This window comes from Streptomyces triticisoli, assembly GCF_003270085.1.
GTDB lineage: Bacteria > Actinomycetota > Actinomycetes > Streptomycetales > Streptomycetaceae > Streptomyces > Streptomyces triticisoli.
This window is the reverse complement of the sequence record NZ_QFDQ01000038.1, coordinates 1-14,547: the sequence shown is the minus strand read 5'-3', so window position 1 is coordinate 14,547 and position 14,547 is coordinate 1. Positions and strand designations below refer to the sequence as shown.

Annotated in this window: 14 protein-coding genes and 1 pseudogene; 5 read left to right on the top strand and 10 right to left on the bottom strand. The window is 73.3% G+C overall.

Going from position 1 to position 14,547, the window contains the following annotated elements:
- Positions 1-2: 2 nt before the first annotated feature.
- Positions 3-1,952 (bottom strand): NAD-binding protein, encoded by a 1,950-nt coding sequence (locus DEP02_RS07655; protein ID WP_112466589.1) that lies wholly within the window; start codon positions 1,950-1,952, stop codon positions 3-5.
- A 284-nt stretch (positions 1,953-2,236) separates the two neighbouring features.
- Here DEP02_RS07655 and DEP02_RS07650 point away from each other — a divergent pair, with 284 nt between their 5' ends.
- Entirely contained in the window at positions 2,237-2,824 is a 588-nt protein-coding gene (locus tag DEP02_RS07650) for an RNA polymerase sigma factor (protein ID WP_112466588.1), read from the top strand.
- Positions 2,814-3,566, top strand: coding sequence for a hypothetical protein (locus DEP02_RS07645; protein WP_112466587.1), 753 nt, complete (start codon positions 2,814-2,816; stop codon positions 3,564-3,566). Before DEP02_RS07650 ends, DEP02_RS07645 begins: the two co-directional genes overlap by 11 nt.
- Positions 3,567-3,827: 261 nt before the next feature.
- Here the strand turns inward: DEP02_RS07645 and DEP02_RS07640 are convergent, their stop codons facing one another.
- From DEP02_RS07640 to DEP02_RS07605, 9 genes and pseudogenes are all read right to left on the bottom strand, one after another.
- Complete coding sequence (locus DEP02_RS07640; protein ID WP_112466586.1) at positions 3,828-4,730, bottom strand: serine/threonine-protein kinase; 903 nt, start codon at positions 4,728-4,730, stop codon at positions 3,828-3,830.
- Positions 4,727-6,544: an ABC transporter ATP-binding protein gene (locus DEP02_RS07635; protein ID WP_232838998.1), complete on the bottom strand. Its 1,818-nt coding sequence runs from the start codon at positions 6,542-6,544 to the stop codon at positions 4,727-4,729. The genes DEP02_RS07640 and DEP02_RS07635 overlap by 4 nt, the downstream gene beginning before the upstream one ends.
- Positions 6,545-6,620: 76 nt before the next feature.
- Positions 6,621-6,809 (bottom strand): hypothetical protein, encoded by a 189-nt coding sequence (locus tag DEP02_RS34435; RefSeq protein WP_232838997.1) that lies wholly within the window; start codon positions 6,807-6,809, stop codon positions 6,621-6,623.
- 215 nt (positions 6,810-7,024) lie between these two features.
- Positions 7,025-8,488, bottom strand: a complete 1,464-nt coding sequence (locus DEP02_RS07630) for a HAMP domain-containing sensor histidine kinase (RefSeq protein ID WP_112466584.1) — start codon at positions 8,486-8,488, stop codon at positions 7,025-7,027.
- On the bottom strand, positions 8,485-9,219 hold the full coding sequence (locus DEP02_RS07625) for a response regulator transcription factor (RefSeq protein ID WP_112466583.1): 735 nt from the start codon (positions 9,217-9,219) through the stop codon (positions 8,485-8,487). Before DEP02_RS07625 ends, DEP02_RS07630 begins: the two co-directional genes overlap by 4 nt.
- Positions 9,220-9,355: 136 nt before the next feature.
- Positions 9,356-9,574, bottom strand: coding sequence for a hypothetical protein (locus tag DEP02_RS07620; protein WP_112466582.1), 219 nt, complete (start codon positions 9,572-9,574; stop codon positions 9,356-9,358).
- Positions 9,575-9,606: 32 nt separating this feature from the next.
- Positions 9,607-9,846, bottom strand: a pseudogene (locus DEP02_RS35785) (serine protease); the annotation flags it as partial.
- Between the two features lie 312 nt (positions 9,847-10,158).
- Positions 10,159-11,199 (bottom strand): LacI family DNA-binding transcriptional regulator, encoded by a 1,041-nt coding sequence (locus DEP02_RS07610; protein ID WP_112466581.1) that lies wholly within the window; start codon positions 11,197-11,199, stop codon positions 10,159-10,161.
- Positions 11,200-11,305: 106 nt separating this feature from the next.
- Positions 11,306-12,085, bottom strand: coding sequence for a winged helix-turn-helix transcriptional regulator (locus DEP02_RS07605; RefSeq protein ID WP_112466580.1), 780 nt, complete (start codon positions 12,083-12,085; stop codon positions 11,306-11,308).
- Between the two features lie 303 nt (positions 12,086-12,388).
- On the opposite strand from DEP02_RS07605, the gene DEP02_RS07600 reads away from it, so the two are divergent.
- The 3 genes from DEP02_RS07600 to DEP02_RS07590 form a co-directional block, all read left to right on the top strand.
- The gene (locus tag DEP02_RS07600) at positions 12,389-13,273 is read left to right on the top strand and encodes an alpha/beta hydrolase (RefSeq protein ID WP_112466579.1); all 885 of its coding nucleotides are present in this window, start codon (positions 12,389-12,391) and stop codon (positions 13,271-13,273) included.
- A 63-nt stretch (positions 13,274-13,336) separates the two neighbouring features.
- On the top strand, positions 13,337-13,591 hold the full coding sequence (locus DEP02_RS07595) for a MoaD/ThiS family protein (RefSeq protein WP_112466578.1): 255 nt from the start codon (positions 13,337-13,339) through the stop codon (positions 13,589-13,591).
- Between the two features lie 3 nt (positions 13,592-13,594).
- Positions 13,595-14,547 (top strand): hypothetical protein (locus tag DEP02_RS07590; RefSeq protein ID WP_112466577.1); only part of this gene is annotated, 953 nt, incomplete at its 3' end.

Below are 14,547 nucleotides of genomic sequence, written 5' to 3'. Positions count from 1 at the left end.
CCCTATGACCCCTGTGCCCCCGCCCGGGACCGACGGCCCAACAGCTCTGCCAGCCCCCGCCGGGTCGCCGCGAGGACCACGCGGTCCTCCGCCCGCAGTACATACGTGGAGGGAAGGTCCCACACCAGCTCCGATCCCTCGGAGAGGCCCCCGGCCAACCCCCCGGAAGGGTTCCCGGCCGTCACCCCCGCATCCAGCGCCAGCACCCGCCAGGCCCCCGCCCGGAAGGCCTCCGCCACCGTCCGGCCCTCCAACTGCGCGTGGCCGCCCACGTCCACGGAGGCGAACAGCAGCACCCTCCGCTCCACCGGGATCGCCCCCAGGATCTGCCGCCCGAACATCGCCCCGGCGAACGAGGGCGCCGCCAGGTGCGACACGCTCCGGCTGCGCGTCAGGGCGCGCGGGTACGCCGTCCGCAGTGTGCGGTACACCGCCGTCGCGAAGTCGTCGTCGTACAGCCGCAGCACCACCCGCAGATCGGGCCGCACGGACCGCGCGTACAGCACGGCCTCCAGGTTCGTCGTGTCCGCGCTGGTCACCGCGAGCAGCGCGTGCGCGCGGTGGATCTTCGCGGCCTCCAGCACACCCTCCTGCGTGACGTCCCCCAGCACCACCGGCACCCGCAGCCGCCGCGCCGCCGCGATCCCGCGCGCCTCCGGGTCGGACTCCACGCACACCACCGGGATCCGCAGCTCCCGCAGCCGCGTCAGCACCCGCGTGCCGATCTTCCCCAGCCCCAGCAGCACGACATGCCCGCTCAGCCCGCGCGGCGGCTTGCGCAGCGCGGCAGCCGACCGGAACGTGCCCAGCGCCTCCAGCGCCGCCGCCAGCAGCACCGGCAGCAGCAGCAGCCCCACCAGCCCGGACAGCAGTTGCAGCACCTGCCGCCCGACCGGCTCGCCCAGCGCGGGGTCGTCGATGGCGAACAGGTCGAGCAGCGTCAGGTACAGGGCACCCAGCGGATGCACATCCATCACCACCCACAGCGCCACCGCGAGCGCGAACACGCACGCCACCAGCCCCGCCACCGACCACCGCAGCCGCCGCGAGAACAGCGACGCCAGCGGCGGTACGACGGCCGCGACCGCGCGGGCGACGGACAGCGGGGGACCGGCGGCGTACGACACCTGCTCCAGTACCACGGTCCCGCGACCCGTGGCCGCCCGTACCGCCGCCTCGTCCGGCAGCAGCTGCGGCCCCTGCTCCCCGCTGTCCTCGGACCCGTCCGCCCCGGCAGGGTCGCTGCTCGTCGCGGACAGCAGCGCCAGGGTGCACAGCCCGGGGTCGGGGACCCGGTCCGGCGCGGACGGCGGCCGCTCCACCGCGCGCAGCAGCAGCCGGTCGGTCTGGACGACCTTGCTGGTGCCGGCGACGGCGCCGGCGACCAGGGCGGGCGCGGCCGTGTCCGCGTCGGACAGCACGGTCGTGGACGCGTCCGGGCCCAGCATGCCCCCGCCCAGTGCCGCCTCGCCGTCCCCGGTCGCCAACGCGGCGGCCTGGTCGAGGAGTTCCTCGATGTGCTGGCCCAGCCGCCGGTTGTACAGGCGCAGGACGATCCGCAGCCGCGGGTTGAGGCGGCGGGCGGTGAGGGCGGCGCGGATGTTGGTCTCGTCGTCCTCGTACACCAGGGCCAGCGCCGCCGCCCGCTCCACACCGGCGTCCGCGAGGACGGCCTCGGTCAGCTCGGCGGCCTCCAGCTGCCGGTCGGCGCCACCCGGTTGACCGGGCCCACCGCCACCACTGCCGACGCCGGCGCCGTTGCCGCCCGCCCGGTGCACCGCCGCGTTCACCACCCGGTCCAGCAGCGCGGAGGCCGTACGGGCCCGGCCCACCACCGGTGGCCGTACCGTGCGCTCGGACGGCGGCACGACCAGCGTCACGTGCTCGCCGTACACGCCCCGCAGCTCGGCGGCCAGCCGGAGCGCGAGCCCGTCGTCCCCGCACACCACCATGTGCGCGCCCGCGCCCCCCGGCGCGCCACCCTGATACGGAACGCTCCCCACGAGGGGAAAGACTGCCCTACCGGGGCGGGTGGTTCCACGCACCGCCCCGCCGTCCCGCCGTCCCGCCGTCACTGCCGACCGCGCGGCCGCGCGCTCCACGACCATGGCCGCTCCCTCACCGGCCGCCGGAGCGGGCACGGCAGGCGCGAAGGGCGGACCGGCGTAAGAATCGGATTATGGGATTCCGTTTTGATCGGGCAATCCCCGGGCGGGGGTGGGCCGTATATACGGATGTGTCGAAGTTCCGGTTCCCCGTGGGCCGCCTTCCGGACGAGGCACTGCTGTCCGGCCTGGCCACCGGAGACCCGGAGCTCGCCGTCGGTTTCGTCCGCAGGTTCCAGCACCGGGTCTTCGGTGTGGCCGTCGCGGTCACCGGGGATCCGCAGCTCGCCGAGGATGTCGCCCAGCAGACGTTCGAAAGGGCATGGCGCCATGCACAGATCTACGACTCGCGGCGTGGATCGGTCACCACCTGGCTGACCACGATCGCCCACAACCTCGCCATCGACGCCGTCCGCTCGCGGCGTCCGGAGCCGGTCGCGCCGGAGGACCTCGACGCGATCCTGGACGTCGTCAGCGAGACCCCCGAGCGGTACGCGCTGGCCGACGAGGCGTCCTCCCGGCTGCGCGCCGCCATGGCCGAGCTGCCGCCCGAACAGGGCCGTGCCCTGGTGATGGCGGGCATCTACGGCATGACCGCCCAGCAGGTCGCCGAGTGGGAGCACATTCCGCTGGGCACCGCCAAGACGCGGATCAGGACGGGGATGGGAAAGCTGCGGACCACGCTCGCTTCCTTCCAGCGAGGGGACAATGCCCAGTGAGCTCACCTGCGAGGAGCTGCGCGAGATCGGCGCGGAGCTCGCGCTCGGCGTGCTGCCGGGCCGGCAGCGGGCGGGCGCCGTGGCTCACCTGGAGGAGTGCGCGGACTGCCGGGAGTACATCCGTCAGCTGACTCTCGTGGGTGACCGGCTGATCGGGCTGCTTCCCTGCGGCGAGCCGCCGGTCGGGTTCGAGAGCCGGGTCGCGCAGGCGCTGACGCGGGGGGCGGGGCACGAGGGGGCTTCGCGCATCCGCGGGTCCGGCATCCCGCGCCGGAGAGTCCTCGGCCGGATACGGCCGCAGGTCGCCGCAGTCTCGGGCGTGCTCGTCCTCGCCATCGGATTCGGCGGCTGGGCGGTCGGCACGGCGATCGAGGACACCCTGGCCCCGCCGGCTCCGGCCACCGCCGGGACGGGCATGCTGTGGGGCGGGCTCGTCTCCACCGGCGCGCCCGGCAAACCGGCTGGTGAGATCTACGCCCACCGGGGCTCCCCGGGCTGGATCTACATGAGCGTCGACCTTCCCGGGGGCAGCACGTCCCACGACGGGAAGGTCACCTGCGTGCTGGTGCACAAGGACGGCACCACGGTCCGCGCCGGAGCGTTCACCCTGCACGGCGGCCGCGGCTCCTGGGGCGGCCCGGCGGCCATCGACCCCGCGACGCTGGCCGCCGCCCGGGTGACGGCACCCGACGGCACCGTACTGGCCAGGGCCCACTTCGCCGCGGGCACCGACGAGACTTGACGTCCTCTCCTGCCCGAGGGAAAGGGATTCCGGTCCGCACCGCCACGCGATGCCACCTCGGGTTCCTGCTTTGCCGACCCTTGCCGCTCTCCGGGAAGACCGGTCTTACGGGGCCTCCACAGGCGTCGCTTTCCGCTCGTCCGGCGGTGGATCCGACGGCTTTGTCGTCGGACGAGGCCGTCCTGGCCGTGCCGCTGCGGCCCTCCGGGCCACCAGGGGCGAAGGGCAGATGTTGTTCGGTAGCCGGACGACGGGACGTGGTCAGACGGGTGCGGGCAGCAGCGCGCCGAGCGCCGCGGTCAACTCACGGACCGTGGGCCGGTCCGCCGGGTCCCGGCTCAGGCAGCCGTCGATGAGCGCGGCGAGCGGGCGCGGCAGGCGCCGCAGGGAGGCGATCGGCGGGGCCGCCGCCTCCAGTTGCGGATACCGGCGGTCACCTGTGGTGCGGCCGGTGCGGTCGTACGTCCCCGTCTCGCCCCTCTCGCCCCGGTCGTCCCTCTCATCCCGGTCGGCCCGGTGGAAGGGCGCGTCGCCCCCGGCCACCTCGTACAGCGTGGCGCCGATGCCCCACACGTCGGCCGCCTCCGTCAGCAGCCCGCCGCGCGCCTGTTCCGGCGAGAGGTAGCCGAACGTGCCCACCCCGCTCGGGGCGTCCCCGGGCGGCTGGGCCGTGCTGAGGTCGAGCAGCTTGGCATGGCCGCGGTCCACGACGACGTTGGACGGCTTGAGGTCCAGGTGAAGCAGGCCCCGGCCGTGCAGGTAGTGGACCGCGGAGCACAGCTGCACCCCGAGAAGGGCCACGTCGGTGGCGGCCGGCCGACGCCGCAGCCGGCCGATGAGGTGAGCGAGCGTCTCCCCGGTCAGCGTCTCCATGACGACGAGCGGTTCGGGCTCCGTGAAGGTCTCGTACGCGCGGGCCAGGTGCGGGTGGGTGAACTCGCGCAGCCACCGGCCCTCCCGCAGCAGCCGGTCGGCCGGTTCCGGGTCGTCGCGGAGGTCAGGGCGCACCATCTTGATGACACACCGGCAGGCCCGCTCCTCGCTCCAGGAGTCGTACACGTCCATCCACCCGGTGCGGTCCAAGAGCCCGATGATCTCGTAGCCCTCGACCGGGCGGGTGCCCGCGGGCAGTGGCGGTCGTACGGTGGCCTGCGTGGCGGTCATGACAGCCTCACGCCCTGCTGCGGTGGGCCGGCCTGCGTGGTAGAGGCTGTCTGCAGCCGGTGCAGCCGCGCGTACGTGCCGCCGTGCAGGAACAGCTCGTCGTGGGTTCCGGACTCGACCACCCGGCCGTGGTCGAGCACCACGATCCGGGTGGCGTCGCGGACCGTGAGCAGGTTGTGGGAGATGACGACGGTCGTCCGGCCGGACATGAGCCGGCGCAGCGGGTCCATGATCCGGCGGCCCGACTGGGCGTCCAGGCCGGTGGTGGGCTCGTCCAGGAGCAGCACGGGCGCGTCCCTGATCATCGCGCGGGCGATGGCGAGACGCTGACGCTGGCCACCGGACAGCATCCGGCCGCGCTGGCCGACCACGGTGTCGTAGCCGTCCGGCAGCAGCCGGACGAACTCGTCGGCGTCGGCGGCACGGGCCGCCTCGACGATCTCCGCGTCGGTCGCGTCGGGCCGGCCGTAGGCGATGTTCTCCCGGACCGTGCCGTGCAGGACGAGCGTCTCCTGCAGGACCACGGCGACGTTGTTCCGTACGTCGGTCAGGGCCAGCTCCCGCAGGTCGGTGCCGTCGAGGCGGACGGCGCCCCGGTCCGGGTCGTAGAAGCGCAGTTGCAGCTTGGCCACCGTGGACTTCCCGGCACCGCTCGCTCCCACCAGGGCCAGGGTCTCGCCGGGACCGACGCGGAACGACACGTCGGACAGCGCCCAGCGGGAGGTTTCGGGGTAGCGGAAGGACACGCCGTCGAACTCGACCTCGCCGTGCGCCCGGCCGATCCTCCGGGCATTCGCGGCCTCGCGGACCTCGGGCCGCTGGTCGAGCAGTTCCGCGATGCGTTCGGCGGAGGCGGAGGCGGCGTAGAAGGTGGGGGCGAGGCGGGACAGGTCGCGGACCGGGCCGTAGAGCTTGCCGATCAGCGCCAGGAAGACCAGCAGCCCGCCCAGCGTGAGCTGGCCCTGCGCCAGCTTCCAGGTGCCCAGGCCCATGACGGCGAGGCCGCCGCACACCTCGATGAACTCCACCAGGGGCCGGTAGACCGCCCGGATCCGCGTCGAGGCCATCGAGGCGTGGAACCGGCCCAGGTTCTCGCGCTCGAAGCGGCGCTGCTCCCAGTCCTGCCGGTTGTAGGCCTGGACCAGAGTCACGTTGCCCAGCGACTCCTCGGCGACCGCGCTGAGCGAACCGCTGCGGCGCCTGTGCTCCCGGGAGGCCTGCTTGGTCAGCCGGGAGAAGTGACGGGCGGCGCCCCAGAACAGCGGCACGATGACGATCGCGAGGAGGGTGAGGTCCCAGCTCAGGTAGAAGAGCAGACCGACGAAGATGCCCAGCTGGAGGACGAAGTAGAACACGTCCACCACGCCGGAGAGCAGGAACAGTTCGACGGCGTCCACGTCTCCCGTGATCCGCGAGAGCACGTCTCCCAGCCGCCGCCGTTCGAAAAATCCCAGTGACAGTCCCTGCACGTGCCGGAAGACGTCGGAGCGCAGGGAGAGCAGGAAGCGTTCGCTGACGTACGCCGAGGTCACACTGTCGGCGAAGCCCAGGATGCCGGAGACGACGATGAGCCCGAGGTACGTCGGCGCGATCCACAGGAAGGGGGTGAGGTCCCGTGGGACGAGCACCCCGTCCACCACGGTCTTGAACAGCCACAGTTCGCCCACGGAGACGAGCGGCTGCAGCAGGCTGAGCAGTATGAGCGGCACGAGCCAGAGCCGGCGCCCCCGGGTGTAGGGCCAGAAACGCCGGAAGACCTCGCGCGGCGGCAGCGGCGGGGCGCCGGCGACCACGGCGTCGGTGTCCGTGTCCACCGACAGCAGGCGCCGCAGGACATGGCGACGGAGCGGACCAGCGCCTTCGGCCGCCGGTCCGCTCCGCTTCGTGTTACTAGTAACGCCCACCGTGGCCGTGGCCGCTGCGTCCGTGGCCGTGGCCGTGGCCGCTGCGTCCGTGGCCGTGGCCGCTGCGTCCGTGGCCGTAGCCGCTGCGTCCGTAGCCACTGCGTCCATAGCCGTGGCCGCTGCCGTGGCCGTCATTACGGCGCAGGGCAGGGACGAGAGCACTGAAGATCGCCATGGTCTTCCTCCTGCTCGAATGTGTCTCAGTAGTGGATACGGCGCAGAGCCGGAATGGGATGGCGTTTCGGGAAAAATGCAACGAAATTTCTTCCCGGTGAAGGGGCGGCCGGTCGGACGGGAGGCCGCCCGCCACGAGCACCTCGGTGTCCCGCCTCGGTGCGGGACCTCGCCACCTGGCTCCACGGCACCCGGGCCGGGCGTCCGTACCGGTCCTCAGGCGCCCGTTCCGTACGGCCCTTCCGGCGGTGGGACGGGGGCGCCCGGGAGACGTACCGTCGCCACCGTGCCGCCGCCGTCCGCCCGGGTCAGGGCGACCTCGCCGCCCGCCTGCTGGACCGTGCGGGCGACGATGGACAGGCCGAGGCCCGAGCCGGGGAGGGCGCGGGCGCCGGGGGAGCGCCAGAAGCGGTCGAAGACGTAGGGGAGGTCGTCGGCGGGGATGCCGGGCCCGTGGTCGCGGACGGTGAGGGCACCCTGTTCGAGGACGACCTCGACCTTGCCGCCCTCGGGGCTGAACTTCACCGCGTTGTCGAGGACGTTGACGATCGCCCGCTCCAGCGCAGACGGCTCCGCCCGGGTGTACCAGGGGTCCAGGTCCGCCGTGATGGTCAGCTCCGGGCCGCGCAGCCGGGCGCGGCGCAGCGCCGCCTCCACGGTGTCGTGGAAGGCGACGACCTCGACCCGTTCGCCCCGCTGCCTCTCCGAGCGGGACAGTTCCTGCAGGTCGCCGATCAGGGAGGCCAGCTCGGTCATCTGGGCCTTGACCGAGGCGAGCAGCGCCTTGCGGTCGGCCTCGGGGAGCGGGCGGCCGGTCTCCTCGCTGCGGGTGAGGAGTTCGATGTTCGTACGGAGCGAGGTCAGCGGGGTGCGCAGTTCGTGGCCGGCGTCCGCGATGAGCTGCTGCTGCAGGTCCCGGGAGCTGGCCAGGGCGGAGGTCATGGAGTTGAAGGAGCGGGACAGACGGGCGATCTCGTCCTCGCTGTCGTCCTCCACGGGGATGCGGATCCTCAGGTCCTCGGTGCGGGCCACGTGTTCCACCGCCTGGGTGAGCTTGTCCACCGGGCGCAGACCCGCCCGGGCGACCGCGAGGCCGGCGGCGCCCGCACCGAGGACTCCTGTGCCGGAGACGAGGAGGAGCAGCAGGGCCAGGTCGCTGAGGGTGTTCTCGGTGTCCTTGAGGGAGAAGCCGAGCATGAAGGCGATGCCCGGGTAGGCCTGGGCGCCGGGGCCGGAGGCCGTCGGGACGCCGAGGGTCATCACGCGGACGTTGTTGCCGTGCGTATCGGTGCTGGTGTGGAAGGTACGTTTGCGCACACCGGGGGCGGCGGCCACCTTCTTGTCCACGCTCGTGACCTTGATCGCGCCCTCGGACCAGGGGCTCACGCAGAACTTGCCGTGCGACGTCACCAACTGTACGTAGAGGAAAGAGCGCTGCATGTCGCTCGTCGACCTGTCCGTCGTCTGCGCGCAGTCGGCGGCCAGCTCCCTCGCCGTGTCGAGGGTCACCCTGCCGTAACTCGCGAGCCGGCTGTCGACCTCGTCGTACAGCTTCCCCCGCACGACGAACCAGCAGGTCACCGAGACCGCCGCCACCGCGAACGCCACCGCCGCCGCCACCAGCAGGGCCAGGCGGGAGCGGATCGGCAGCGTACGGAACCGGCGGACGACCTTGCTCACTCGGCGCCGCCCTGCCGCAGCACGTACCCCACCCCGCGGACGGTGTGCACCAGACGCGGCTCGCCGCCGGCCTCGGTCTTGCGGCGCAGGTACATGACGTAGACGTCGAGGGAGTTGGACGAGGGCTCGAAGTCGAAGCCCCACACCGCCTTCAGGATCTGCTCACGGGTGAGCACCTGGCGCGGATGGGCCAGGAACATCTCCAGCAGGGTGAACTCCGTGCGGGTCAGCTCCACCTGCCGGCCGCCGCGCGTGACCTCGCGGGTGGCGAGGTCCATGCGCAGGTCGCCGAAGGTGAGGACATCGCCCTCGTCGGCCGCGCCCGCCACGGCCGCCGCGTACGAACTGCGGCGCAGCAGCGCCCGGATACGGGCGAACAGCTCGTCCAGCTCGAACGGCTTGACCAGGTAGTCGTCCGCGCCGGCGTCCAGGCCGGTGACCCGGTCGCCGACGGTGTCGCGGGCGGTCAGCATCAGGATGGGGATGGTGTCGCCGGCGCCACGGATGCGGCGGGCCGCAGTCAGGCCGTCCATCCGCGGCATCTGGATGTCGAGGACCACCAGGTCGGGCTTGTACGTGCTCGCCTTGTCCAGCGCGTCCGTGCCGTCCACGGCGACCTCGGTGTCGTACCCCTCGAAGGCGAGGCTGCGCTGGAGCGCTTCGCGCACCGCCGGCTCGTCGTCGACGATCAGGATGCGCTGGGGGTCACGGTCGCCGTCGGCGGGGCTCATCGGTCGTTGTTCCTCGGGTGACTCGGCTCGTGGCCGGGCCGGCTCGGTCACGGGACCGGCCGGTCCGGGGCGGGACGTTCTCAGCGTCGCACGTTTCCGGGCCGCGGCGTGCGGCCCGGAGCGCGCGTGCCGTCGCTCATGCCGCCAGCGCGGTGAGCTTCCTCAGCGGTACCTTGTGCCGGTGCGGACGCGCGGCGGAGGTGCGTAGGCCCATCAGCTCGGGGACCGCGACGACCCCGGGGGCGCGGTGCGCCGGGCCGTGGAGTTCCTTCGCGACGGTCAGGGCCTGGGCGATGCCGCCGGGGGCGGTCGCGTCGATGGTGTCCGTGGTCTCGTGCACAACCTGCTGGATCATGTCGTACTCCTTGCCGTGGTGGGTGCCGCCGCTCAGCTCCGCGAGCCGGAGCGCGGCGTGGCCAGGTCGGACTTGACGGTGTTGACCGGGATGGCGAAGCCGAGGCCGACGCTGCCGGCACCGGATGCGTCCGAGCCGGAAACAGCCGAGTACATCGCCGAGTTGATGCCGATGACGTTGCCGCCGGCGTCGAGCAGCGCGCCGTCGGAGTTGCCCGGGTCGAGGGACGCGTCGGTCTGGATCGCCCGGTAGGTGGTGCCGGTGCTGCCGGAGGCGACCGCCACCGCCGCCGACAGGGCGAGCGGGCCCCGGGAACGCTTCCTCGACGCGTGCGCGGGGGATGCGGGGAGCGTGGGGGCCGCGGGAGCCGCAGGAGGCGCAGGGGCGTACGCCGGCGGGGGCGGCCACTCCGGGTGCACCGGGGCCCGGCCGTCACTCCGGGGGTCTTCGTGCTCGCCGCTGCGGCGGATGCTCTCGCTCATGACCATGAGAGTGACCCGTGATCATGAAAGGCGCCTGAGTCCCGGCTGAGAAGCCAGACAGAACCTCGTATGCCCGTTATGAGCAAGCGCCGCGGCGGGCGGCTACTCCCCGTTCCCCGGCTCCTTGCAGCCGCAGGACCTCCGTACCACCAGCCGCGACGGGAACACCTTCAGCCGCTCCCGCCGTGAACCGGCGACCCGCAGCGAGTCGTCGAGCACCAGGTCCACGGCGGTCCGGGCCATCGCCGACCGGTCCGAGGCGACCGTCGTCAGCGGCGGGTCCGCCAGCGCCGCCTCCTTGATGTCGTCGAACCCGGCCACCGCCAGCTCGCCCGGCACGTCGATGCGCAGCTCGCGCGCGGCCCGCAGCAGGCCGACCGCCTGGTCGTCGGTGGAGCAGAAGATCGCCGGGGGACGGTTCGGGCCCGAGAGGATCTCCAGGCCGACCCGGTAGGCGTCGTAGCGGTTGTACAGCGCCTCGAACAGACGCCCCTCGGTGGAGAGGCCGGCTTCGGCCATCGCGCGCCGCCAGCCCTCGACGTGGTCGGAGACCGGGTCGCCCACGGCCGGCGTGTCGGCCGTGCCGCCCATGCAGGCGACGTACTCGTAGCCGTGCTCCAGCAGGTGGCGTACGGCGAGCTGGGCGCCGCCGAGGTCGTCGGTGACCACGGCCACGTCGTCGATGGCCTCGGGCCGCTCGTGCAGCAGCACCACCCGGGCGTCCCAGGCCTCGATCTCGGCGGCGGCCAGGTCGTTCAGCGCGTGGCTGACCAGGATCAGGCCGGAGACCCGCATCCCGAGGAACGCCCGCAGGTAGTGGACCTCGCGCTCGGCCACGTAGTCGGAGTTGCCGACGAGCACCATCTTTCCGCGCTCGGCCGCGGCCCACTCCACCGCGTGCGCCATCTCGCCGAAGAAGGGCTGGCGGGCGTCCGGGATGATCAGGCCTATGAGGTCCGTGCGCCGCGAGGCCATCGCCTGGGCGACCCGGTCGGGCCGGTACCCCAGCTCCTTGATCGCGGCGAGGACGCGCTCGCGCGTGGCCGGGGCGACCGGCCGGGGTCCGTTGTTGATGACATAGCTGACCACGGCGGTGGATGTTCCCGCCAGCCGCGCCACGTCGTCCCGAGTCACCTTGGCCACGCGCGGAGTCTACGCGGATGGACCCGCACCGGGCAGGGCGTATCGAAGCATGGACGCGCGGATCGAAACGTGGATGCGCGGACACCATGCCCCGCCGGAGCGCCCCCTACGCCTGCGCGCGGGCCCGGTCGGCCACCGGATCGTCCGTGGCGTCCGGATTGTTCGGCTTTGGTTGTGCGGCCCTGGCCCTGGCCTCGTCCGCGACGCGCTCGGCCTTCTCGGGAGTGACGAATCGATAGCCGACGTTTCGGACGGTCCCGATCAGCGACTCGTGCTCGGGACCGAGCTTGGCCCGCAGCCGCCGTACGTGCACGTCGACCGTCCGGGTGCCGCCGAAGTAGTCGTAGCCCCAGACCTCCTGCAGCAGTTGGGCGCGGGTGAAGACGCGGCCCGGGTGCTGTGCGAGGTACTTCAGGAGCTCGAACTCCTTGAAGGTCAGGTCCAGCGCCCGCCCCTTGAGCCTGGCGCTGTAGGCCGCCTCGTCCACGGACAGGTCACCGGTGCGGATCTCCGTGGGGGAGTCCTCGCCCGCCATCTGCCGGCGGCCCAGGGCCAGCCGGAGCCGGGCCTCCACTTCGGCGGGGCCGGCGGTGTCCAGCAGGACGTCGTCGATGCCCCAGTCGGCGGTGACGGCCGCGAGGCCGCCCTCCGTGACCACGAGGATCAGCGGGCTGCCGAGGCCCGTGGAGCGCAGCAGCCGGCACAGGCTGCGCACCTGCGGCAGGTCGCGCCGCCCGTCGACCAGGACGACGTCGGCACTCGGGGTGTCCACGAGCGCGGGTCCCTCCGCCGGGGCCACGCGCACGTTGTGCAGCAGCAGGCCGAGGGCGGGGAGCACCTCCGCCGACGGCTGGAGGGCGTTGGTCAGGAGCAGCAGGGAACTCATCGCATCCCTCCCTCGGGCGCTCGGCCCCGCCCGGCCAGGGGGGACTCCCCTGCGCAGGTCGTCGTACGTTCGTGCACGGTCCGCTCGTCCATACGTCCGGTTCCTCCTCGGGTCCCTGCGATGGGGGCACCTCCCACGCGTTCAGCGGTGGGGGAGTCCGTGGCTCCGGGGAGCCACTGCGCGATCGACGGCCCCGTACACCCGCGGCTGCCCGCGTCGCACACAACGCTTCCGAAAGCACAAAAGCACAAAAGGACCCGGGGGCTTCGCTGCCCGAGTCCTCTTCGCAGCAGAATAACCGACATGAGCACGGGATCGGCAGGTCATGTGGCGCGTCCGACGAGCGTTCCGGAGCCCGGTACGGCGTCGGGAACGCGCGTCAGGACGTTTCTGCGCACGGCGGACGGGGTGGCCCTCGACGCGGTGTACGAGCCGGGTGCGACCGCGCACGGGGGCGTGCGTGGGGGTGCGTACGAGGGCGTGCACGAGGGTTCCGGCGACCTGGTGTTCGTGATCGCCCACGGTTTCACCGGCGACCTGGACCGGCCGCACGTGCGCCGGGCGGCGCGGGCCCTGGCGCACCACGGCGCCGTCGTGACCTTCTCCTTCCGCGGCCACGGGGCCTCCGGCGGGCGCTCGACCGTCGGTGACCGTGAGGTGCTGGACCTGGCGGCGGCGGTCGCGTGGGCGCGGGGCTTCGGGCACGCGCGCGTGGTGACCGTCGGCTTCTCCATGGGCGGCTCGGTGGTGCTGCGGCACTCGGCCCTGCACGGCGAGGACGCCGCACGGGCCGAGGCGCGCACGGACGCCGTGGTCTCCGTCAGCGCGCCCGCGCGCTGGTACTACCGGGGCACGGCCCCCATGCGCCGGCTGCACTGGCTGGTCACACGCCCCGAGGGCCGCCTGCTCAGCCGCTACGGGCTGCACACCCGCATCCACCACCGCGACTGGGACCCGGTCCCGCTCTCCCCGGTGGAGGCGGTGCCCCGCATCGCGCCCACCCCGCTGCTGATCGTGCACGGCGACCGGGACGGCTACTTCCCCCTCGACCACCCCCGGATGCTGGCCACTGCCGCCGGTGACCACGGGGAACTGTGGCTGGAGCCCGGCATGGGCCACGCCGAGAACGCCGCCGCCGACGAGCTCCTGCACCGCATCGCGCGCTGGACCCTCGCACAGGCGGGCTAGCCTGACCCTGTTCACTGCAGAGGTCCATTGCCGAGTGCAGGGCCGATCGACTCGAGGGACGGGATGGCAAAGGTCACGGTGCGCTACTGGGCGGCGGCGAAGGCCGCGGCCGGGGTCGCCGAGGAGCCGTACGAGGCGGAGACGCTCGCCGAGGTGCTCGACGCGGTGCGCGAGCGGCACCCCGGCGAACTCGTCCGCGTCCTGGCGCGCTGCTCGTTCCTGATCGACGGTGACCCCGTGGGGACGCGCGGACATGAGACGGTACGGCTGACCGAGGGCGGCACGGTCGAGGTGCTCCCGCCGTTCGCAGGAGGGTGAGCGATGACCGATCGGCCGTATGAGGGGTCCTGGAACGAGAACCCCCACGAGAACCCCTACGTCGGGTACGACCCGTACGCGCAGCAGTACCCGCAGCAACATCCGCAGCAGTACCCGCAGGCGCCCGCCCCGCAGCAGCCGTACCCGCACCCCCAGCCGCAGGTGTGGCCCGGGCAGCAGGCGTACGACGATCCGCAGGAAGCCCACCAGTACACGCAGCAGTGGCAGGGGCAGACCTGGGACACCCAGGCGCACACGCGGCCGCCCGCCGCTGCCGCCGCGGAGACGGCGTACCTGCCGCCCGTGGGAGCTCAGGACCCGGCGGCTGCCCACGCGCAGCAGGCACAGCGAGCACAGCACGCACAGCCCCGGCCCGCCGCTCCCGCGACGCCCGCCGCCGCCCCCTCCGGCGACGAGCCCGTCTACGGTCCCGCCACCCTCGCCGGCAACGCCCGCGTCACCGACGCCCAGCGGGCCCGCGCCGAGGGGCGCTCGCCGATCATCGAACCCGGGATGCAGCCGGCCGCGCTCACCGCGCTGCTGGGTCTGCTGCTGGCCGGCACGGCCGAGCTCGGCGTCTACGCGCTGCTCGTGCCGCTGGTCGCGCTCCAGGCCGTGACGGCAGCGGGCTGGTTCCGGCTGAACGGCATGTGGCCCGCCCGCCAGGGCATCGCCCTGGGCTTCGCCGGCGCGCTCGCCGCGGACGTGGCCGTGCTGGGCGCGGGCCGCGAGAACGCGCCGGCGGCGATCCTGGGCACGCTCGGAGTGTGGGTGCTGCTCTCGCTGGTCCTGCAGCTGCGCTCGCACGCCGACCCGGACGAGCGGATGTACGGCCTGATGGCGACCGTCGCCGCGGCGGCGTTGGCCATCGTGGCGACCGGCTACCTGGCCGCCGGCCCGCACGCGGTCGCGGTCGGCGCGGCGGCGGTCGCGGTGGCCGTCCCGGCGCGTGCGCT

Bases quoted from the DNA above. Each gene is read 5' to 3' on its own strand.
- DEP02_RS07655 (WP_112466589.1), bottom strand. From the start codon at position 1,952: ATGGTGGTGTGCGGGGACGACGGGCTCGCGCTCCGGCTGGCCGCCGAG.
- DEP02_RS07645 (WP_112466587.1), top strand. From the start codon at position 2,814: ATGCCCAGTGAGCTCACCTGCGAGGAGCTGCGCGAGATCGGCGCGGAG.
- DEP02_RS07640 (WP_112466586.1), bottom strand. From the start codon at position 4,730: ATGACCGCCACGCAGGCCACCGTACGACCGCCACTGCCCGCGGGCACC.
- DEP02_RS34435 (WP_232838997.1), bottom strand. From the start codon at position 6,809: ATGGCGATCTTCAGTGCTCTCGTCCCTGCCCTGCGCCGTAATGACGGC.
- DEP02_RS07625 (WP_112466583.1), bottom strand. From the start codon at position 9,219: ATGAGCCCCGCCGACGGCGACCGTGACCCCCAGCGCATCCTGATCGTC.
- DEP02_RS07620 (WP_112466582.1), bottom strand. From the start codon at position 9,574: ATGATCCAGCAGGTTGTGCACGAGACCACGGACACCATCGACGCGACC.
- DEP02_RS07605 (WP_112466580.1), bottom strand. From the start codon at position 12,085: ATGAGTTCCCTGCTGCTCCTGACCAACGCCCTCCAGCCGTCGGCGGAG.
- DEP02_RS07600 (WP_112466579.1), top strand. From the start codon at position 12,389: ATGAGCACGGGATCGGCAGGTCATGTGGCGCGTCCGACGAGCGTTCCG.
- DEP02_RS07595 (WP_112466578.1), top strand. From the start codon at position 13,337: ATGGCAAAGGTCACGGTGCGCTACTGGGCGGCGGCGAAGGCCGCGGCC.